Genomic DNA, 20,966 nt, shown 5'->3' with positions numbered 1-20,966 from the left:
CACAAAACTGTCACAAACATGAAATGCTGAAGCGCCTTATTCAAGGAACGTCGACTAAAAGCCGCCACGTCCTGGGACTGCGGTTACTCGTCCCACCGAAAACCTTTGTGGCAAACGTCGACGTCAGCACATCCTGTGCAAGTCCGACAAGCAAATGTTCTATGGCAAAAAAGTCGCCTTTTGACTTTTCTTGCCATAGGTTATTTGACCTCGAGGGGCTAGGCGCTGAAGCTAGACACTGAAATTTCACGCTAGTCCCTCTTTCAACTCATCACTCGATAACTCCCACATTTGGGCATTATGATTTTTCAAAAATGTCGACAAAAGCCCCTTTGATTTTTCATCCATAAAATCAACCATGATTTTTCGCTTTAAGGATTTATCCATTTTATTAACATGGTCTGGAAGAGATTTATAGCCCCGTCTGATTTCACGATTAACGGTCATTTCACAGGCGGTCACACCCGCATAAAAAGGACCTTCCTGCTTTCGATCTATCGTTACCCATACAAGCCAAAACGGCTTTCCTTCAGGCACATCATCTTTATTTGGTAAAAACTTAATACCTTTTTCAACAACACTTCTTGCATGCATCGCACCAATATCTACAAATACATCCTCGTTTTCAATATCCACAAAAACAGGTGAAATATTTTCTAAGCTCAGTGCGCCTATTCCATATCCTTTATGTCCATCTGTTGGATCATTTTTTATAATATTAAAACCGACCTTCTTTTTCTGTTGATCCACCATGTTCACTCCTCACATTATTGTTCTTAATCATCTATTTTACCATCTATTAACTTCATAATCGAAGGATTGGTTCAAAGATTGAAATAAGAAGATTACTCCAGTAGTCTATTCCATTACTTAGTAAAGCAAAAATTGTATTATCACCTAATGGTGTGATCACCAAAATAAGAAAAATAATAATTCCGTAGCTTTCAAACTTTGTCATCTTTGCCCTAATATGATTTGGTACCAAATCTTCAATAATCCGATACCCGTCCAACGGTGGGAATGGTAATAGATTAAATAAGAAAAGCATTAGATTTAAACGTACAAATAAGCTTAAAAAGGTTTGTAGACCTTCTTGGAAAAACTCAGGAAATAATTGAAATAATCCAATTCGGATTGATGTGAAAAACAAAAGTAATGCAATTGCTGTAACCACTAGATTACTTATCGGTCCAGCCACCGTTACGAGAACACCCGCTAAGCGAGGATTTTTAAAATAATGACGATTCACAGGAACTGGTTTTGCCCAACCGAATCCAGCAATAAAAATCAGGATCGTTCCAAATGGGTCTAAATGGGCCAGCGGTGACAAGGTTAATCTCCCTTGTTTCTGCGCAGTTGGGTCCCCAAACTTATAAGCCACATAAGCATGTGCAAATTCATGGACTGTAAAAGCAATTAATAATGTAATAACAACATATGGTATCAATTCTAAAGGAAATGCTAAAAAGCTCACACATTTTCTCCCTTCACCTAGTGATTTACCTAGTATTTATTTTACAATCAGTATACAATATTCTTGGAAACTTTAGAAATTCGAATGATTTTGGGAGTGATTCTACAATGCCATACGTAACAGTAAAAATGCTAGAAGGACGTTCTGAGGAGCAAAAGAAGGCCTTAGTTGAAAAGGTAACTGCTGCTGTTTCTGAAACGAGTGGTGCTCCAAAAGAGAATATTGTCGTATTTATCGAAGAGATGACCAAAAATCATTACGCTGTAGGCGGAAAACGATTAAGCGACGAAAGCTGATTCTAGTTGAATCGGCTTTTTTTGCCTTGTAGGAATGTATAAGATTACTTGATAAGTGCACCAACGACTCGGCATTCGCCGAGTTTTCTTTTTTATAAAAAAAGGACCTTTTTTGAGCTGCATTAAAATCCAAGAATGTTTTTAGTATCATTACTTAGAAACTTACACAAAATAACCTAGATATTTTTCTTGATTTGCTTCGGTAAAACGAATATTATATTTAAGTGACTTTAAAACGTTCGTCTTTTGGAGGTTTACTTTATGTTCAAATTATCAGAACTCAATACAAATGTAAAAACTGAAATTCTAGCTGGAATAACTACGTTTTTAACAATGGTTTATATAGTAGTTGTAAATCCTGTTATTTTATCTGATGCAGGTGTACCATTTGAACAGGTCTTTGTGGCGACCATTATTGGTGCAGTGATCGGGACACTTTGGATGGCACTTTTCGCAAATTATCCAATTGCGATAGCGCCTGGAATGGGGTTGAATGCGTATTTTGCGTATTCAGTAGTCGGTGCACATGAAGATATTACATATCAGGTAGCATTTTCTGCAGTGTTTGTGGCAGGTCTATTATTCATTATCTTATCGTTAACCCCTTTTCGGGAAAAATTAATTGAAGCCATTCCACAGAATTTAAAACACGGAATTACTGCGGGAATTGGTTTGTTCATTGCTTTTATCGGGTTACGTTTAACAGGAATCGTTACTGCACACCCATCAAACCTTGTTACACTCGGTGATCTACATTCACCAGGTGTATTGCTTGCCCTAGGGGGGTTAGCTATCACATTGATTTTGATGGCTCTAAATGTGAATGGTGCACTCTTTTTCGGAATGATTATTACGGGAATCATCGCTTATTTTACTGGTCAACTAGAATTCAAAGAGGGATTCATGAAGTTGCCATCCTTACCTGAAGGTCTCATCATTACAAATCCTTTCGCTGCAATTGGAGATGTATTCAGTTATGGTTTATATGCAGTTGTATTTTCATTCTTACTCGTAACCGTTTTTGATACGACTGGAACTATGGTTGGGGTCGCCCAGCAAGCTGGTTTAATGAAGGGTAATAAGATGCCGCGAGCAAGACAAGCATTACTTGCCGATTCGCTTGGTACAACAGTTGGTGCCATGTTTGGGACAAGTCCAACAAGTGCTTTTGTCGAATCAACTACTGGTGTTGCTGCTGGTGGTCGTACAGGACTAACCTCATTAACAGTTGCAATTCTGTTTATAATTTCAGCATTTTTCGGCCCATTAGTTGGCGCCGTTTCAGGTCTATCAGCAATTACTGCACCTGCACTGATTATTGTCGGTAGCTTAATGATGGGCAGTATCGCACATATCAAATGGAACGAAATTGATGAAGCATTTCCTGCATTTTTAATTATTTTAACAATGCCACTAACGTCAAGTATCGCAACTGGAATTGCCCTAGGATTCATTTCCTATCCATTAATGAAGGTTGTTAAAGGGAAATGGCGTGAGGTTCACCCACTCGTCTATCTATTTGCAGTATTATTTTTCTATCAACTCGCATTTTTACCACATTAAAAACCGAATGGGGCTACTGCTCCATTCGGTTTTTGTTAATAAAGTCCAAGCTTTTGGAACTTACGGTCATTATTTGAGAAATATGGCCGTTATTCCAAATTTACGGTCATTAGCACTGAAATCTAAAAATCCCACAAAAAAAACGGGATATCCCGTTTTTTTATTGCTCAACTTGTTTTCGTAGTGCCTCTATATATTGATATGCTTCTTCAACCTCTTCATCTGTATACTTTTGTTTACTTTTTAAAGTGAATACCTTTTCCTTCACTTCATCCATTTCCAAGCCTTCAAAATAAAGTACGGTCGAAACTAGTTCAAGAAACCTTGCATTTTGTTCGTTCAAATTTTGCATGCATTCTTCTAATGGTGGCATGTCCAATTGGTAATGGCTCATGAATTGTTCGCCTGTTTCTGTTAATGAATAGCGGTATTGATAATAGCCACCTTTTTTCTCTTTTACCTCATTTAAAAAGCCTAAATTACATAGCTCCTCGACTCGTAAAGTCAACTCTTCGGAGTATGGTCCGTAGAAATGAAAATTATATTTTTCGTAAAATGGATAATCAACTTTTTTCGCAATGTATATCATTTTTTGGAGTTTTTTTCGGCCTATTATCTCCCCTGCAGCTGAGAAAGCTCGCATGATTTTCGCATGTTCCGTTAACAAATGTCCCATCTCCCACAACTATGAAATATATAGTAATTCCTTAATCTTCTGTTTAGCCAATCTTTCTGGTGGTAAGTTTTCAATCATGTCCTGTGGAAAATATAATTTATGATCTGTTCTTCTTTTACCAGAAATCGCGTCAACAATTTCAGATTGCCTTGATAGCTCGCGCAACTCTCCATTCGGCATTAATAAATGAATCGGAAGTCGCTCCTCTTCCTCGCCTGGACGATAAAAGTCGTATGGCAAGTCTGATGATGAATCGACAACTAAATAATAAGTAGGGTCAATTCCAGCCTCTTTAAAAAGGTTCGTCAATTCCATCAATTTCATCATTTGCATACTTGGATCAAACTCAACGTATTTAAATAAATTTCGGTTCGTAAACCTACGACATAAATCACTTAAGATCGCATCTTCCTCTTCTTGCCATGCTTGAAAATAAAAGAATATAATAGACTCGTCTAATTTTACGTAATCTTGTAGGGTAAGCTTGTCCTCAAAGATTGAATAAAAATGGATAGGGCGAGTTTTGAAGGAGTATTTTTCATGGTGTAATCGCTTTGCCCGGTGTAAAATTTTCGTTAAAATGACCTCTGAGCTTCTTGTAACAGGATGGAAGTAAATTTGCCAATACATTTGATAACGGCTCATAATATAATCTTCCACCGCGTGCATACCACTACTTTTAAATACAACTTGGTCCTCGTGCGGTCGAATCACACGAAGAATCCGTTCCATATCAAAATTGCCGTAGCTCACACCTGTGTAATACGCATCACGAAGCAAATAGTCCATACGGTCTGCATCAATTTGACTGGAGATAAGACTAATCACTAGCTTGTTTTTATATGTTTTCGCAATCACTTCTGCAACTTTCTTCGGGAAATCGTTGCTGACATTTTTCAGTACACAATTAACCTCGGTATCGCCAACAATGATTGCTTGAGTAAATTCCTCATGATCATAATGAAATACTTTTTCAAATGAGTGTGAAAAGGGTCCATGTCCTAGATCATGAAGAAGTGCAGCACATAAACATAATAAGCGCTCTTCCTCATTCAAAAATGGCTTATCCTTAAACACATCATCAATAATTCTACGAACAATCTCGTATACGCCTAATGAGTGATTAAAGCGGCTATGCTCTGCCCCATGAAATGTAAAATAAGTCGTTCCAAGCTGACGAATTCGACGAAGGCGTTGAAACTCAGATGTTGCAACTAAATCCCAAATCACAGAGTCGTTCACATGAATATAGCTATGGACTGGATCTTTAAATACCTTTTCTTCATTAAGTTTTTGATTGGAGATCGTCATATATTTAACCTCTTCTATCACTGACTGACATATTATCTATCATTATATATTTTTCGAATCGACAAAAAAACCCCTTGACCCGACATGAAAATAGAGCAAACCACTGATACATGTCGAATTTGACGCATCATTTTATTTTTTTCGACACATGCTTAGCCTGTTCTTCAGTTTTCTGTTTTACAATAAAAAATCACCTTTTCTCAAGCAGAGAGAGGCGATTGATTAGTCCTTTTTCACTTTTTTCTCGATCTTTTCAATTAATTCGTCTTCAGTTGGTGCTGAAATCGGACGATTGTTCACAAATGCAAAGGATTTCTTTCGACCTGGGCCACAATATGATTGGCAGCCAACATCAATTTTTGCATCACAATCTATATTCTTCAAGCGTGGAATTAATGTTTTCACATTCGTTGCTTGACAGTCATCACACACGCGAAATTCATTTGACATAAGTTACATCCCTTTCAAAATCACTACATGGTATTTTACCGCGTCCAACTTGTCTTTGCAAGGGAGTTAGCGCAAACTTCAAAATATCTCCATATGTAAGAGATTACGATTTTTGTATAGAATCTGAATCTATTGACCAATATATGTAATAACCATATGTTCCAAGGAATCCATCATAGGAGATCCATGGGAATCTATAACATCATATATTGGGAGATGAAAATTTATGAAAATAAGACAAGACGCTTGGACTGAGGAAAATGATTTATTATTGGCTGAAACCGTACTAAAACATGTTAGGGAAGGTAGTACACAGTTAAATGCATTTGAAGAAGTGGGAGATCATTTAAATCGAACATCTGCAGCATGTGGGTTCCGTTGGAATGCTGTTGTCCGTCACGATTATGAAAAGGCGTTACAGCTTGCGAAAAAACAGCGGAAGCAGCGTCAACGAGTACTTGGACAAAGTCAACCCGTTAAGAAAACATTGCTCTATACGCCGCCAACACCATCACTTGAGGAGTTTGCTGAAGCAATGCCAATCACAATGGAAGATATACCAGTTCAAAGTAAGCGGAACCCAGTGATTAATACTATTGCAACAAAGGTCTCAATGGATCAAGTGATTTCATTTTTACAAACATTAAAACACGGCAACACAAGTACTACAGCACTACAAAGTGAGAATGAGAGATTAAAAATTGAGAAGAATGAGATATTGCATAAAAATGAAGAATTGAAAAAGAAAATTTCTCAATTGGAACAAAGCTCAGAAAATATTCAAGAAGACTATGAAACACTGATGAAGATAATGAACCGAGCAAGAAAACTAGTATTATTTGACGAAGAAGAAGATCGCCCGGCAACTAAATTCAAAATGGACCGTAATGGGAACCTTGAAAAATTAGCGGAATAGAAACGAGGGAAAGAGTGCCAATACTCTTTCCCCCTCTTTTTATCCAAAGATATAATATGCGACCACTGCCAGCAAAACAATAATACCCGCTCCTATGACTGGCCCTAACAATACCATCGTCGTTTGGAGGAACCCCTTTGAGTTTTCAAAATCCTTGCTCCAGGAATACAAACCACCGGTGAAAAACTGATCCCCAAATCGTTCACTTTTACTTTTTGAATGATCCTTTTCCGTAAGTTCCTTATTCTCCATTTGGCCGCCTAGTCCTTTCCCTTTAATCCAAATTCAATTGTTGCCGTTTGAACCTTTTTATCTTCAGAAAATACAAAGGTTACTGCTAACTCTTTTTCAATTGACTCGACAGACAAACTTTACGGGATATGAATGGTCCTTCAAATGTTACTTTCCTTAACATATTCTCCCCCCACAGTATCCCAATTAGTAATTAATACTTTAATCGTAACAAAAATGAAAATATTTTAAAACCAACTGTAAAACAGTATAAATGCAAGGTTGAACTGAATATTAAAGGTATGACAGATGAAGAGATTTATATTTACGTAGGGGATGAAGATCGATTTGAAACCAGTAAGGCTTTCAGATTATATTGTTAAAATTACCCCAACAGAACTTCTTCATGAAAACCTATATGTGAAAACAGTAAAAGTAACCGTCAATAAGCATTATAAAGGAAATCTACAGCTACAATCGGAAATCCTAGCATTACCAGGTTATATAAAGCTGGACGAAGAATATATTGTTTTCTTAAAAAAGGGTGATGAAATGCCATCCATTACTGCACGGAATGGAAGTGTCGTTAAAACGAATTCCCCTCAAGGAAAATATGTAATTGAAAAATACCGTGGGAAATAAATAGATGACAGATAAGTTAATTCAAAAAAAGCACCGGATCTCAATCCAGTGCTTTTTCGTTCCGATCTATAACCCGCTGATAATTTTGTTCAAAGAGTCCCATTTCCTGCTCAGTTAATTGGGAAGCAAATATTTGTTGGCTTTCATTTTTTAATGTTTGAAGAAGATGCAGCATAAGGTCTTGAACTGTTAGATCCTTGTTAACCAGTTCAGCAAGAGAAGCCATAGTTTCTGGCTTGATTTGTGGGAAACTGAATTTCGTCTGCTCCCCCTTTAATGCCATCTCATAAAACTGTCGAATCACGTTGGCACGCTCAGAACCACTGCCAGTCACACATAAATAAACTTGAACGGCAACTCCACCACGTAGACGACGTTGTGATATGCCTGCAAATTTTTGACCATTAATGCTTAAATCATAGCTTCCTGGGCAATATGAACCGACGATTTCTCGCGCCTCAATATCAACCTGATACTCTGCTAGCATTTTTCGTACGAGTTCCAGCATCGCATCATAGCCACGATTAATATCGATCCCTTTTTCTGTATCTGGGAACAGTAATGAGATATTTAATACCCCTTCATCAAGCACAACGGCTAATCCCCCGGAATTTCGAACAATCACCCGGTAGCCATGTGATTCCAAAAGGCGTACACCATCTTTTAAATATGGAAGCTTCGTATCCTGGATTCCTAGGACAATAGTGTTATGGTGAACCCATGAACGTGCAGTTGAAGGCGACTCCTTTCTACCGACAGATGCACAAAGGGTGTCATCCATTGCAAAGGACCTCATTGCATCAAATTGATACCCAAGACTTGATTGATCAATGATTCGCCAGCTTGGTTGCTGTAATAGACTTTCACTCATTTTTTAAAACTCCTATTGAAAAAGTACCTCATTATATCATATTTGTAAAAATTTTTCGTACTAGAGGGGTTAACTAGGGTAAAATTTGAACCAATTTAGGGGGAAATACTATAAGATTTAACAGGATTTTTATTTAATTCAAGTCTTAATTGAGGATATGCACTTTATTACAAATATTTGCACGTTATCTTTTGGATATGCATGTTAATCGGAATTTATGCGCGTTTACCTTGGATTTGCACGTTAATTATAAGATATGCATGATATTCTGATTTTTTGCGCGCCCAGCCCAGGATTTGCACGATACCTTGAACTTATGCTCGTTAATCCCCAAATATGCACATTACCATAAATATATGCACGATAGCCTCCGCACCGTGCTTAGTTTTGCTAAAAACTAAAACAAAAGGATAGCCATGCACAAAGCATAGCTATCCCTTATCGTACAAATCACAAAGCTTGGGCCGCAGTAATCAAAGCAAGCTTGTACACATCTTCTGCATTACAGCCGCGGGACAAGTCATTCACTGGTTGATTAAGTCCTTGTAAAATTGGGCCGACCGCTTCGAAATTACCAAGGCGTTGAGCAATTTTATAGCCGATATTACCCGCTTCAAGGCTTGGGAATACAAATACATTAGCATCGCCCTTAATTACGGAATCTGGTGCTTTTTTAGCAGCAACTGACGGAACGAATGCTGCATCAAATTGGAATTCTCCATCCAGTACTAGGTCTGGTCGTAATTCTTTGGCAATTTTCACTGCATTAACAACTTTTTCAGTTTCCTCAGACTTTGCAGAACCTTTCGTTGAGAAGCTTAACATTGCAACTCGTGGGTCAATATCAAACATAGCAGCCGTACTTGCACTTTCAACTGCAATTTCTGCTAAATCTTGACTATCTGGAGAAATGTTAATCGCACAATCAGCGAAGACATATTTTTCATCTTCACGAACCATAATGAACACACCAGATGTCTTTTTGACACCTTGCTTTGTCTTAATAATTTGCAACGCCGGTCTTACTGTGTCAGCTGTGGAGTGGGCCGCACCACTTACAAGTCCATGTGCTTTTCCTACATACACTAGCATCGTGCCGAAGTAGTTTTCATCCTGTAGGATCTTACGTGCATCCTCTTCAGTGACTTTACCTTTTCTTCTTTCCACAAATGATGTTACAAGATTATCTATTTCAGCATATGTAGAAGGGTCATAGATTTCAACACCATCTAATGAAACACCAATTTCTTTTGCTTTATTTTCAACATCATCCGTTTTCCCAACAACGATTGGTAGTAGAACATTCTCTTTAGCTAAACGAGAAACAGCCGTTAATATACGCTCATCTAATCCTTCTGGAAAAACGATTTTAAGATCCTTCCCAGAAACCTTTTGTTTTAATTCAGTAAATAAATCACTCACTTTTAAAATCCTCCTTGCTGTAATCCGTACTAAACTACATTATGTACACTTTACTAAAATAAAGCATTTTAATGAAAATAAAAACCTATCTGCTCAAAAACTTGTGACAGTATTGTGACCCTATCTTAATTTCTCCAACAAAACCTTATTATAATCCTCAAAAATAAAAATGTGACCTATGTCACAAAATTGTCTAATGTTTATCCACATTGGTATAGGAGAAACTATGTTATAGTAGTGATGAATGTACATACTTAATAAATAATAGGAGTGATTTTTAATGGCTGAAGCAGCTCAAACATTAGATGGCTGGTATTGCCTACATGATTTCCGTGCAATGGACTGGACATCTTGGAAAGCAATTTCTAGTGAAGAACGCCAAGCAGCAATTCATGAATTCCTTGGCTTAGTTGAAAAATGGAATACAACTCAAAATGACAACCAAGGTAGTCATGCACTATACACGATTGTTGGTCAAAAGGCAGATTTCATGATGATGATCCTTCGTCCAACAATGGAAGAATTAAATGAAATTGAAACAGAATTTAATAAATCAAAGCTTGCTGAATATACGATTCCTACTACTTCATATGTTTCAGTGGTAGAATTGAGCAACTATATTGCAGGTGGCGGTGATGAAGATCCGTACCAAAATCCACATGTGCGTGCACGTCTATATCCAATTTTACCGAAATCAAATCACGTTTGCTTCTACCCTATGGACAAGCGTCGTGATGGAAATGATAACTGGTATATGCTTTCAATGGAAGAACGCCAAGGCTTAATGCGCAGCCACGGTATGATCGGTCGTGGATATGCAGGGAAGGTAAAACAAATCATTACTGGTTCTGTAGGTTTTGATGACTACGAATGGGGCGTTACATTGTTTGCAGATGATGTCCTCCAATTTAAAAAGCTTGTCTACGAGATGCGTTTTGATGAAGTAAGTGCTCGTTACGGTGAGTTCGGATCTTTCTTTGTAGGAAATCTTTTAACAGAAGAAAAGGTTTCACAGTTTTTACAAGTCAATTAATTTTACTAAGAAGGGATTTCACTATCCCTTCTTTTTTGATTTTCTTCGTATCCTTGTCATATTTCTACATACAACCTCATACATTTCTTATTGGATACAAATACCTCCCAAAACACATTCCACTAATCATGAAAAAGACCTAATAATATCCCAAAAAAGAGGAACCCATTTTCCACCCGTACAATAAGTTAGTAAAGAGACTTTTTCATACTGTCTGCTTTTTAAGTGAGGTGAGAAGATGGCAGTTCTTGCACATAACGAAGAAGATGTTAAGTTACTGGCTCGGCTTATGCGTGCGGAAGCCGAAAGTGAAGGAAAGCTGGGAATGCTTTTAGTTGGGAATGTCGGGGTGAATCGGGCACGAGCTCGTTGTTTGGACTTTAAAGATATTACATCCATTAAAAGAATGGTCTTTCAAAGTCCCGGAGGATTTGAAGCAACTCAAAAGGGCTATTTTTATCAACGTGCTCGCCCACAAGAAATTGAATTAGCAAGAAAGGTTCTAAAAGGGAATCGGTACAATCCTGGTGAATTTGCATTATGGTTTTTTGAACCATCGGGAGCTTGTCCACCACAATGGTTCAACCAATGGAATTCTGGTCGATTTAAAGCCCATTGCTTTTACACACCAACGCAAGAAAATTGTCCTGGGGTTTATTCAACTTTTTAACTTTATATTTTCTGAGGAGGGTTTATTTTGAGTAAAGATAAAAATCAAATGGATTCAACAGCAAATCCATACGCTGCTTACGGATATAGTGCTCAAGGCTATAATCCGTACGAAATGTATATGGATCCAAGACAGCAATTTGGATATGGATTTCCTTATCAACAACAAACTGCACAAACAGGCTTTCAAGTACCACAAATGCAGCCACAGTTTCCAACAGGTGGAGCAGGAAGCCAAGTTCCTGGTATGCTACCGATTGAGGAATCCTTTATCGAAAACATTCTTCGCTTAAACAAAGGGAAGACAGCTACGGTTTATATGACCTTTGAAGGCAATGCTCAAAAGGTATTCAAAGGTATTATCGAGGCTGCAGGGCGTGACCATATTATTTTAAGTGATCCACAAACTGGCATGCGCTATTTATTATTGATGGTCTACTTAGATTACATTACATTCCCTGAAGAAATTGAGTATCAAGCACAATTCGGATCTGGACTTCAAGGAATGGTACAGTACCCACCACGATAGATAAGAACTAAGGAGTGTCAATTGACACTCCTTTTCCTATAATGCTTTTACAGTACCAACGATTAAAAGTACCCATCCTATTAAAAAAGCTACCCCTCCAAGTGGTGTAATCGCTCCTAATACTTTAATTCCTGTTGTACTTAACACGTACAGGCTTCCTGAAAATAAAATAACGCCTATGAACATGCTCCAGCCTGCAGCGGAGAATTGATTCGATTGTGGAAACTTATCTACTAGAAATGCGATTACAAATAAGCCGATGGCATGGAACATTTGATATTGAACCCCAGTTTGCCATACTTTTAAATACTTCTCAGTAATCTTCCCTTCTAATCCATGTGCTCCAAAGGCTCCAAGTGCAACTGCTAAAAAGGCATTTATCGCTCCTAAAATTAAAAACAACTTCATGTTCATTTCTCCTATCTTTACGGTGGTTTTTATATATTCTACCATATTCTATATATGATATAGTCAAGTTAAGTCAGATAACAGGGTGATACATATGAACTTTTCGATTTTACCTGTCGGAGATAGCGCAATTCAAGTTTTTTACGATCATCGTATTTCCGAATCATTACATAAAAGGATAACTGACAGTAGTAGATTAATTTTAGAAAGAGAGATAAAAGGAGTCCTTGAGCTTGTTCCGGGATTTAATACGATTACGATCTATTATAATCCACTTCAGATTTCCTATGAAAGATTATATGAATCTATCACAGCCATCTGTGCCAATGACTCTGATGGTGTACTCGACATGGGCAAGGAAATTATATATATCCCAACCTTTTATGATGGGGAGGATCTTGAACGGGTTGCACTCTCAAATAATCTGACTGTAGATAGGGTTATTGATCTACACAGTAAACAGGAGTATTTTGTCTATTTAATAGGTTTTCTACCCGGTTTCCCATACTTAAAAGGGTTACGCTCCGAAATTCATACACCAAGACTTGCAAATCCTCGCTTACAGGTCCCACAGGGTTCGGTTGGCATCGGTGGGGATCAAACAGGAATCTATCCTATTGAATCACCGGGTGGCTGGAATTTAATCGGAAGGACGCCGGTACGATTATTTGATCCAGCACTTGCAACACCATTCCTGTTAAAATCTGGCGACTATATAAGATTTAAACCTATTAATGAAGAGCAGTTTTTTGAAATAGAAGAGGCAGTAATACGACAGCAATATGTCCTAGAACGGGAAGTGATTAGATGAAAACAATTGATTTAAATTGTGATTTAGGTGAAAGCTTTGGTGCGTATAAAATTGGGAATGACAAACAAGTCCTTCAATATATTACAAGTGCCAATATTGCATGTGGTTTCCATGCTGGAGACCCTCACGTTATGCAAAAAACGGTCAAGATTGCCAAGGATTATAGAGTTGCTGTTGGCGCACACCCTGGTTTTCAGGATTTAGTAGGGTTTGGAAGACGAAATATGACAGTATCTCCTTCAGATGTATATGATTTAGTACTATATCAGCTTGGGGCACTATCTGCATTTTGCCGGGCTAACGATGTATTGCTCCATCATGTCAAACCACATGGGGCATTGTACAATATTGCCGCAATTGATAGTACGATTGCTGAAGCAATTGCAAATGCGACTCGAAGTTTTGATTCCACACTCCTCTATTATGGATTAGCCGGCAGTAAAATGATTGAAGCCGGAGATAAAGCTGGGCTACGAACGGTATCTGAGGTGTTTGCAGACCGAACCTATCAACTTGACGGCACACTTACTCCGAGAACCGAAAAAAACTCAGTCATTCATGATCCTGAGAAGGCCACTCATCAAGTATTGCAAATGCTGACAAATGGAACTGTGCAGACTGTATGTGGGGCAACAATCCCCATTAAAGCCGAATCGATTTGTGTCCATGGTGATAATGAGCAAGCTATCTTATTTGTAAAAGCATTGAGAGAGATGTTAGTCAAAGAAGGATTTCATATAAAAGCAAGTAGGGGATGAAAATGGGGTACCCACTTTTTAAGGTTGTTAAAAAAGGGCTATATACGACATATCAGGACTTAGGTAGATACGGTTATCAACGCTTCGGTGTTGTAACAGGCGGGGCGATGGATACTTATTCATGTCAGATTGCAAATATATTAGTTGGAAACCGACGAGACGAAGCTTGCCTAGAGGTCACGATGATAGGACCTGAATTAGCTGTGGAGGCCGATTCATTATTAATTGCCGTTTGTGGTGCTGACCTAGGTCTTACAGTAAATGATACTCCCGCTCCACTTTGGAGGAGCTTTGTTGTTCAAAAAGGGGATGTCATTCGCTTTGGGAGGCCAACGTCAGGGGTTCGAGCATATTTAGCAGTTTCCGGGGGATTTACCATTCCAGAAGTATTGGGGAGCAAGTCATTTTTTCAAAAGGCAAAGCTTGGAACGGAGATTGCAGTAGGGGATGTGTTGGACGGTATTGAAACAAGGAACTACAAACGGATTGGGATAAATCAGGAGTGGATCCCGAGATTTGAAAGGTGTGTTACGATCCGAACCATTCTTGGTCCACATAATCACCTTTTTACGAATGAATCGATTCAATATTTTTTATCAGATTCATATGTGGTTATACAAGGTGACAGAATGGGATACCGTTTAAAAGGCCCAACTCCTTTGAAGCATATTAATCAGGCTGATATAGCCTCAGATGCAATACCTCTTGGCGGCATACAGGTTCCCAGTAACGGTGAACCGATTATACTTTTATCAGATCGCCAAACGACAGGGGGCTACACCCGAATAGCTAATGTGATCTCAGTGGACATGTATAAAATTGCACAACTCCCAACTGGTGGGACTATTCAATTTGAAGCCTGTACAATCAACAAAGCACATGAACTCATCCATAGACGCGAACAATTTCTCAAAGCCTTACAAATGGCTTAACATACTCACATCATTGTCCCCAATGGCGCTTGAAACCATTGGGGTTCTGGTTACCGATTTTGAAAGTAGACCTCAAGTGCAGCTTTGATTTTTGCTCCTTCGTCATTTTCCGCTTCAATTTGGTAATGGTCCCCGTCCAAATTGGTTGTAAATGATGTTAAACCTTCTTTTCTTAAAAAATCGTCTACATCTGTGACACTGTCACTTTGATTGCGTAATGTTTTTTGACCAGCAAAATCACCATTTACAAAAACCTCATATCGATCCTCATTTAATTTCATATCAGTATTGTCTTCATCTTCAACAGACCCAATCGGTATGACTCGATTATTTGTCCCATAGCCACCCCAAGATATTCCTGACATTCTTCCACCTCCAACTTTTTATACCCTTAACGTTGCTAAAAGTGAAGGAGAATATTCAAGATTAATATGAAATGCTATTCTGACACAACAACCTCTTAACAATCATTAAAAATCAAAGAGTGAGTCACCGTTCGCATCGTCTTCCACTAGTTTTGTGCTATTCGGTAAATTGGAAATTGGTGCTACTTGTGGTATTGAGGGGACTGAAGTTAACTGCATTGGAGACACAGTTGGTGTTTGTCGATTCTCTGTGTATTCTGAATGATTTTCATCCAATACGAGGTCACATAGAGTTCGAACGGCCATGAAATGCTCTTTAACTTTTAGGTAATTTCCTTCAACTTTTGCTTGCTGCAGTTCTGCTATCATTTTGTCGATAATTTTAGCTACCGAAATATTCATATATGTCACCTCTTTACTTGTTGGGAGGGTTTCTTTTCCTCAAATTTCATACATGGTGAACCCGAGGATTGTTGCACAGTCATTGAGGGCATTGTATGTGTTTTAAAGTTAAATGCCTTACATCCCCTTGGAAATTTGGGATCCCAGGTGGTGTAAAAGTATTTGCATTTTAGGCAATTAATCCTCTTATCCATAAAATCCACAACCTTACGTTAACATGGTATTTATTTTACACGAGATTTCGTTTGAGGCAAACTGGAAGATATTAAAGAAATCCTGTTTTTGTGCATGCTCCCCCGACTAGTGAGGGGATTCGAGCACTTGCGCATCACCATACACCAATTTTTTACATTCTGTGATGGGATTCGCACATTTGCGCATCACCACACACCAGTTTTTTACATTCCGTGAGGGGATTCGTGCATTTGCGCATCACCACTCACCAGTTTTTTACATTCCGTGAGGGGATTCGTGCATTTGCACATCACCACTCACCAGTTTTTTACATTCCATGAGGGGATACGTGCATTTGCGCATCACCACACACCAATTTTTTACATTCTGTGATGGGATTCGCACATTTGCGCATCACCATACTCCAGTTTTTTACATTCCGTGATGGGATTTCCCGCTTCCACTCCACAATCTCACTCAGTAATAACTTGAACATCACCTATACCTACAAAAATTGAAAAAGCCCTTCAGATTGTCTGAAGGGCATTAATCGACACAGTTCTATGTACAAAGTTATTATTTGCCTGAAACTGCGTCTTTAAGTGCTTTACCAGGTTTGAAAGCTGGTACTTTGCTTGCTGCGATTTCAATTTCTTCACCAGTTTGTGGGTTACGACCTTTACGAGCAGCACGCTCACGTACTTCGAAGTTACCGAAACCGATTAATTGTACTTTATCGCCATTACTTAATGCATTTTGAAGAGCTTCAAAAACTGCATCTACAGCTTTAGTAGCATCCTTTTTAGAAAGTTCTGCGCTTTCAGCAACTGCACTGATTAGTTCTGTTTTGTTCATGTTATTATTCTCCTCTCCATTTTAACACATATTCTTTTTACCACGATTTTAATAGGTTGGCAAGATTTAGTTGCATTTCCCCCTCCTATTAAACTGGTGGTATAAGTAATTACATCACTAGATTAACCAAAAAACAAGTTTTTCAAACAGTAATATATCATATTTTATATTTTTTTAATAGTTTTTAAAATAAACCCCCGAAATTACACGTTTTTATCCTAAAAATCTAGTAAAAAAAGAAATCACTCAATATATTTCATGATTCTCGGCAATTTAGGAAAGCCTACCATCAAAGGAGGTTTTCAAAATGCCTAGAAAAAAACGACGACCACTCGTCCCACAGGCCCGGGACAGCTTGGATCAATTAAAAGCAGAGGTTATGGCAAAGCAAGGCTATAAAACCGATAAAAACAATCCCGACCAAGTAAAATTTGAGGTTGCTAATGAACTTGGCATTCCACTAAATGACGAATATAATGGCGCACTCACATCCAAACAAGCAGGGAAAATTGGCGGAAACATCGGCGGAAATATGGTCAAGGAAATGGTAAAAATGGCACAACAAAACTTAAAAAAGCAGTAAATAATATGCCGGGACAACACTTCGTCGTGTAATCCCGGCATTTCTTAACCTTGTATCGCTTCCATGATCGCTTTTGCGACGCCGTGGTTCTCATTCGTTTCTGTTACAACATCACACTGCTTTTTAATCTCTTCAGGAGCATTCCCCATCGCAACAGCACGACCTGCTACTTTGAACATCGAAAGATCATTGTAATTATCACCAATTACCATTGCTTGCTCAATCTTCATGTTGTGATGCTTTACAAATGCTGTTAGTGCATTTCCTTTTTGAGCATCGATAGAGTTGATTTCAATATTTTCGCTCCCAGATGAACTCACTGCAATTCCAGTAAGTTTGACTAGTTCATCCTTTGCATGCTGTAACTTTTCCTGTTCAAAAGAAAAGGCAATGAGTTTATACACCTTTACATTCTGATCTGCCAATACACTTTCATAATCCTCCACCAAATGAATCAAACCATTTTCAAATCGCTCTTTAGCTGCTTGTAAGGATTTTTCATAATTACTTTGTTTGCTGCTACTCATATAAATATCCAATATAATCGTGATGGCTCGATCATAGTCGTCTGAGTATGTTCCATTATCAGTATACAATTCGAAATAAATATTGTTATCCTTCAAAATACGGATGATTTCCTTCGTTTCGCCAAGACCAATTGGATTTGATAAGAGGACGTCTCCATTAGAAGACCGAATTTCTGCTCCGTTTGCACAGATGATCGGACATTCAATCCCGGCATCGTCCAGTACATATTTTGCTTCAAGATATGATCTTCCTGTAGCGACTACGACCTCAATTCCTTGTCTCCTTGCTGCCATTATGGCACTTTTATTTTCTTTACTTATGACATGGTTACCTGTAAGAAGTGTACCATCCATATCAGTTGCGATGCATGTTATCATTGTATTCTCCTTTTCATTGCCTCTATATTTTATTTTCCACAATTTATATCAAAAGTATGTAGCGGAAGCTTTTCTCTCTCCCTTAAGTCTAAAGCAAATAATCTACGAAAAGAAATAGAATGCTTACGCTTCTCTTTTAAAAAATATATACAATATTCTAATAAATAATTTATAGTAGTAGTAGAAATGTTTTGTAAATGCTTTCATCCCTTTAAATTCTACCTTTGGAGGAATCACTGTGTCACGCTTAGCAAAAATATTATACAGTTTTGGAGTGACTCTTTTTCTCATTAGCTTTTCACTTACCTGTTATTACACATTCAAAATATTTCATTTTGATCATCCTACATCACAGAATACCACTGAAAAGCCACGCTATCATTTTGTTCTTGTTCCTGAGGAGTTAGATAATGATTACTGGCGACTCGTTGAAAATGGCGCAAAGGACGCTGCAAAGCACCATAATGTTCTTCTTGAGTATATCGGGCCTACCCAAGCAAATACTGAAGAGCATATTAAAACACTTGAAATGTCAGCTGCTGCAAAGGTTGATGGGATTATGACACAAGGACTTAATGAGGAACAGACGACACCACTCATTAATCGGATTGTTGATAAGGGAATTCCCGTCATTACAGTTGATACAGATGCGATTAATAGCAACCGCATGTCCTATATTGGAACAGATAATTACTACTCTGGTTTTATTGCTGGAAAAGCATTAATTGAGGATACAGGTGGCAACGCTAATGTAGCAATCATTACGGGTAGATTTGATGCCTCACATCAACAGCTACGTGTACAAGGCTTTCAGGATGCCGTAAAAGACGTGGAGGGCATTCATATCGTTACTATTGAAGAATCCAATATAACGAGGGTTAAAGCCGCAGAAGCAGCTAATAAGGTGTTACAGGAGTACCCAGAGGTTAATGCATTTTACGGGACAAGTGCTTTAGACGGTATCGGAATTGCGCAAGTCGTTGAATATTACAATAGACAGGACGAAATGTATATTCTTGCATTCGATACAATTGTAGATACGATCCATTATATGGAGAAGGGAACAATTGAAGCGACTGTTGTTCAGGAACCTTATGAAATGGGCTATAGTGCAGTCAAGATGATGATTGATTTAATAGAAGGGAAGCACGTCCCACAAACGGTCCATACAGAGACAAGGATCATTAGAAAAAAGGACCTACCTCTTGATTCACGTGATATTTTAGGAGTGAGTCCATGATGATTTTCCGAATTCGTACAAAGCTACTACTCTATTTTATCGTCCTGGCCGTGCTATTAAATGCTGTTGCCTTTCTTTTTTATACAGGCAGTGAAAAAATCGTGTCAGAATATGATAATAGCTTTGATAAATTTTTATTATTAAACGATATTTCACAACAAGTAAACTCACTAAATGAAAAAGTTCAGTCCTTTATTATCGAAGAAGATCCAGCATTTTTAACACAATACGCTGATGTTAAGAAAAGGCTGCTTCATTTTCAAGATCAGCTACCATCTGAATTACATACAGAAAAAAATTCTATTGCCATTTCCAATTATAAAAATATGATTGATAGTTTTATTGAAGAATCTGAATTAACAATTGAGGCATTCCATCAAAAAGAAATTAATCAATATTCCTTTCATTTGAATGAGGCTACTAAATTTGCAGGATTTATTCATGAGACCACATTAACACTATTAAATAATGAACTAACAGATTATCAAATTTTTTATAAAGAAATTGAGAAGCGTCGAAATTACTATAAATTGATGGGCTATTCCCTATTTAGCTCTACCTTTTTATTAAGTACATTATTGGCTCTATGGTTATCTGGCGGCATTACGAGACCGATACGAAGATTATCAGTGGCAGCTACTGAAATAGCGAGAGGCAACCTAATGGGGGAGGAGATTAAGGTTACAACAAAGGATGAGCTTAAGCTGCTTACCGTTACTTTTAACCAGATGAGATTTAATATTCGCGAGCTTGTTAGTGAAATCAAGCAAAAGTCTGAGCTTGATCAGCTATTAAAGGAATTAGAACTAAAAAGCCTACAAAATCAAATCAATCCACATTTTTTATTTAATACATTGAACACCGTGTCTAAAATGGCATATTTCGAATCTGCTGAAAATACTTCTAGATTAATAGAAGCCATTTCAGCATTACTTCGTTATAATCTTGGTGATTTGAATAAATCATCCACTTTGTATGATGAAGTAAAAATTGTAAAAGAGTATTTTTTTATTCAACAAACACGTTTTGGTGATCGAATTGAATTCGAAACCGATATTGACCAAGAGTGCTTGAATGTCGAAATCCCATGTTTAATTTTACAGCCAATCATTGAAAATGCGTTCATTCATGGTGTTGAGTCTTATGAAGAGGGTGGTACGATTGGTTTGAAGGTATACAGGAAGGCTGAGACCATCTATGTTGAAGTGACTGATAATGGGTTAGGTATGGATCGGGCAACACTCCAACGAATACGCAATATTGCTTCGGGTATCACTTCAGAAGTTACCTTGCATATTGAAAAATCACATGGACACTCAACTGGAATTGGGATAAAAAATGTCATCAAAAGACTTCAGCTTTTTTATAAACGAACGGATGTAATTGAAATTGAATCAACTCACCAGGAAGGAACCACCTTTCGATTACTACTTCCAATAATGAAGTGAGG

At 37.9% G+C, this 20,966-nt stretch carries 26 protein-coding genes; 13 read left to right on the top strand and 13 right to left on the bottom strand.

The window, feature by feature from the left end; translation table 11 throughout:
* Nucleotides 1-246 precede the first annotated feature (246 nt).
* On the bottom strand, nt 247-753 hold the full coding sequence (locus MJG50_RS12645; RefSeq protein ID WP_240256097.1) for a YwhD family protein: 507 nt from the start codon (nt 751-753) through the stop codon (nt 247-249).
* Nucleotides 754-805: 52 nt separating this feature from the next.
* Nucleotides 806-1,474 carry a site-2 protease family protein gene (locus MJG50_RS12640; RefSeq protein WP_240256096.1) on the bottom strand — a complete coding sequence of 223 codons (669 nt, stop codon included), beginning with the start codon at nt 1,472-1,474 and terminating at the stop codon, nt 806-808.
* 107 nt (nt 1,475-1,581) lie between these two features.
* Here MJG50_RS12640 and thmT point away from each other — a divergent pair, with 107 nt between their 5' ends.
* On the top strand, nt 1,582-1,770 hold the full coding sequence (gene thmT / locus MJG50_RS12635) for a 2-hydroxymuconate tautomerase (RefSeq protein ID WP_240256130.1): 189 nt from the start codon (nt 1,582-1,584) through the stop codon (nt 1,768-1,770).
* Nucleotides 1,771-2,031: 261 nt separating this feature from the next.
* Nucleotides 2,032-3,333, top strand: coding sequence for an NCS2 family permease (locus MJG50_RS12630; protein ID WP_240256095.1), 1,302 nt, complete (start codon nt 2,032-2,034; stop codon nt 3,331-3,333).
* A 160-nt stretch (nt 3,334-3,493) separates the two neighbouring features.
* Here the strand turns inward: MJG50_RS12630 and MJG50_RS12625 are convergent, their stop codons facing one another.
* From MJG50_RS12625 to MJG50_RS12615, 3 genes are all read right to left on the bottom strand, one after another.
* The gene (locus MJG50_RS12625) at nt 3,494-4,000 is read right to left on the bottom strand and encodes a YwgA family protein (protein WP_240256094.1); all 507 of its coding nucleotides are present in this window, start codon (nt 3,998-4,000) and stop codon (nt 3,494-3,496) included.
* Nucleotides 4,001-4,018: 18 nt separating this feature from the next.
* Nucleotides 4,019-5,320, bottom strand: a complete 1,302-nt coding sequence (locus tag MJG50_RS12620) for an HD domain-containing protein (protein ID WP_240256093.1) — start codon at nt 5,318-5,320, stop codon at nt 4,019-4,021.
* A 222-nt stretch (nt 5,321-5,542) separates the two neighbouring features.
* Nucleotides 5,543-5,770 carry a YuzB family protein gene (locus MJG50_RS12615; RefSeq protein ID WP_240256092.1) on the bottom strand — a complete coding sequence of 76 codons (228 nt, stop codon included), beginning with the start codon at nt 5,768-5,770 and terminating at the stop codon, nt 5,543-5,545.
* Nucleotides 5,771-5,996: 226 nt separating this feature from the next.
* On the opposite strand from MJG50_RS12615, the gene MJG50_RS12610 reads away from it, so the two are divergent.
* Nucleotides 5,997-6,686: an RsfA family transcriptional regulator gene (locus MJG50_RS12610; RefSeq protein ID WP_240256091.1), complete on the top strand. Its 690-nt coding sequence runs from the start codon at nt 5,997-5,999 to the stop codon at nt 6,684-6,686.
* Between the two features lie 39 nt (nt 6,687-6,725).
* On the opposite strand, the gene MJG50_RS12605 is transcribed toward MJG50_RS12610, so the two are convergent.
* Complete coding sequence (locus MJG50_RS12605; protein ID WP_240256090.1) at nt 6,726-6,938, bottom strand: hypothetical protein; 213 nt, start codon at nt 6,936-6,938, stop codon at nt 6,726-6,728.
* Between the two features lie 315 nt (nt 6,939-7,253).
* Here MJG50_RS12605 and MJG50_RS12600 point away from each other — a divergent pair, with 315 nt between their 5' ends.
* Entirely contained in the window at nt 7,254-7,559 is a 306-nt protein-coding gene (locus MJG50_RS12600; RefSeq protein ID WP_240256089.1) for a hypothetical protein, read from the top strand.
* A gap of 40 nt (nt 7,560-7,599) precedes the next feature.
* Here the strand turns inward: MJG50_RS12600 and lipL are convergent, their stop codons facing one another.
* Entirely contained in the window at nt 7,600-8,430 is an 831-nt protein-coding gene (lipL, locus tag MJG50_RS12595; protein ID WP_240256088.1) for an octanoyl-[GcvH]:protein N-octanoyltransferase, read from the bottom strand.
* 450 nt (nt 8,431-8,880) lie between these two features.
* A complete protein-coding gene (pta, locus tag MJG50_RS12590) occupies nt 8,881-9,852 on the bottom strand; it encodes a phosphate acetyltransferase (RefSeq protein ID WP_240256087.1) in 972 nt (323 codons plus the stop codon).
* 280 nt (nt 9,853-10,132) lie between these two features.
* Here pta and hemQ point away from each other — a divergent pair, with 280 nt between their 5' ends.
* The 3 genes from hemQ to gerQ all read left to right on the top strand — a co-directional run bounded on the left by hemQ (nt 10,133) and on the right by gerQ (nt 12,083).
* Nucleotides 10,133-10,885, top strand: a complete 753-nt coding sequence (gene hemQ, locus MJG50_RS12585) for a hydrogen peroxide-dependent heme synthase (protein ID WP_240256086.1) — start codon at nt 10,133-10,135, stop codon at nt 10,883-10,885.
* A 238-nt stretch (nt 10,886-11,123) separates the two neighbouring features.
* Nucleotides 11,124-11,555, top strand: coding sequence for a cell wall hydrolase (locus MJG50_RS12580; RefSeq protein ID WP_240256085.1), 432 nt, complete (start codon nt 11,124-11,126; stop codon nt 11,553-11,555).
* Nucleotides 11,556-11,669: 114 nt separating this feature from the next.
* Nucleotides 11,670-12,083 (top strand): spore coat protein GerQ, encoded by a 414-nt coding sequence (gene gerQ / locus MJG50_RS12575; RefSeq protein ID WP_431307280.1) that lies wholly within the window; start codon nt 11,670-11,672, stop codon nt 12,081-12,083.
* A 36-nt stretch (nt 12,084-12,119) separates the two neighbouring features.
* Here gerQ and MJG50_RS12570 read toward each other — a convergent pair whose 3' ends face one another.
* Entirely contained in the window at nt 12,120-12,491 is a 372-nt protein-coding gene (locus MJG50_RS12570; protein ID WP_240256084.1) for a DUF423 domain-containing protein, read from the bottom strand.
* Nucleotides 12,492-12,585: 94 nt separating this feature from the next.
* Between MJG50_RS12570 and pxpB the strand changes: the two genes are divergently transcribed.
* Genes pxpB through MJG50_RS12555 form a run of 3 tightly spaced genes read left to right on the top strand, consistent with a single transcriptional unit; the run spans nt 12,586 to nt 14,992 of the window.
* The gene (gene pxpB, locus MJG50_RS12565) at nt 12,586-13,302 is read left to right on the top strand and encodes a 5-oxoprolinase subunit PxpB (protein WP_240256083.1); all 717 of its coding nucleotides are present in this window, start codon (nt 12,586-12,588) and stop codon (nt 13,300-13,302) included.
* Entirely contained in the window at nt 13,299-14,060 is a 762-nt protein-coding gene (locus MJG50_RS12560) for a LamB/YcsF family protein (protein WP_240256082.1), read from the top strand. The genes pxpB and MJG50_RS12560 overlap by 4 nt, the downstream gene beginning before the upstream one ends.
* A gap of 2 nt (nt 14,061-14,062) precedes the next feature.
* A complete protein-coding gene (locus tag MJG50_RS12555; RefSeq protein WP_240256081.1) occupies nt 14,063-14,992 on the top strand; it encodes a 5-oxoprolinase subunit C family protein in 930 nt (309 codons plus the stop codon).
* A gap of 50 nt (nt 14,993-15,042) precedes the next feature.
* On the opposite strand, the gene MJG50_RS12550 is transcribed toward MJG50_RS12555, so the two are convergent.
* The 3 genes from MJG50_RS12550 to MJG50_RS12535 form a co-directional block, all read right to left on the bottom strand.
* On the bottom strand, nt 15,043-15,357 hold the full coding sequence (locus MJG50_RS12550) for a hypothetical protein (RefSeq protein WP_240256080.1): 315 nt from the start codon (nt 15,355-15,357) through the stop codon (nt 15,043-15,045).
* A gap of 105 nt (nt 15,358-15,462) precedes the next feature.
* Complete coding sequence (locus MJG50_RS12545; RefSeq protein WP_240256079.1) at nt 15,463-15,759, bottom strand: YwdI family protein; 297 nt, start codon at nt 15,757-15,759, stop codon at nt 15,463-15,465.
* A 750-nt stretch (nt 15,760-16,509) separates the two neighbouring features.
* Nucleotides 16,510-16,788 carry an HU family DNA-binding protein gene (locus MJG50_RS12535; RefSeq protein ID WP_240256077.1) on the bottom strand — a complete coding sequence of 93 codons (279 nt, stop codon included), beginning with the start codon at nt 16,786-16,788 and terminating at the stop codon, nt 16,510-16,512.
* Between the two features lie 307 nt (nt 16,789-17,095).
* Here MJG50_RS12535 and MJG50_RS12530 point away from each other — a divergent pair, with 307 nt between their 5' ends.
* Nucleotides 17,096-17,371 (top strand): alpha/beta-type small acid-soluble spore protein, encoded by a 276-nt coding sequence (locus MJG50_RS12530; RefSeq protein WP_240256076.1) that lies wholly within the window; start codon nt 17,096-17,098, stop codon nt 17,369-17,371.
* Between the two features lie 44 nt (nt 17,372-17,415).
* Here MJG50_RS12530 and MJG50_RS12525 read toward each other — a convergent pair whose 3' ends face one another.
* Nucleotides 17,416-18,276 carry a Cof-type HAD-IIB family hydrolase gene (locus tag MJG50_RS12525; protein WP_240256075.1) on the bottom strand — a complete coding sequence of 287 codons (861 nt, stop codon included), beginning with the start codon at nt 18,274-18,276 and terminating at the stop codon, nt 17,416-17,418.
* Between the two features lie 238 nt (nt 18,277-18,514).
* Between MJG50_RS12525 and MJG50_RS12520 the strand changes: the two genes are divergently transcribed.
* Entirely contained in the window at nt 18,515-19,516 is a 1,002-nt protein-coding gene (locus tag MJG50_RS12520; protein ID WP_240256074.1) for a sugar-binding protein, read from the top strand.
* Complete coding sequence (locus MJG50_RS12515; RefSeq protein WP_240256073.1) at nt 19,516-20,964, top strand: sensor histidine kinase; 1,449 nt, start codon at nt 19,516-19,518, stop codon at nt 20,962-20,964. Before MJG50_RS12520 ends, MJG50_RS12515 begins: the two co-directional genes overlap by 1 nt.
* The last annotated feature ends 2 nt before the right edge of the window (nt 20,965-20,966 follow it).

Origin of the sequence: Fredinandcohnia quinoae (genome assembly GCF_022427965.1) — a bacterium.
Taxonomy (GTDB): domain Bacteria; phylum Bacillota; class Bacilli; order Bacillales; family Bacillaceae_L; genus Ferdinandcohnia; species Ferdinandcohnia quinoae.
The sequence above is the reverse complement of the archived record's forward strand: the minus strand, read 5'-3'. Positions and strand labels throughout refer to the sequence as shown.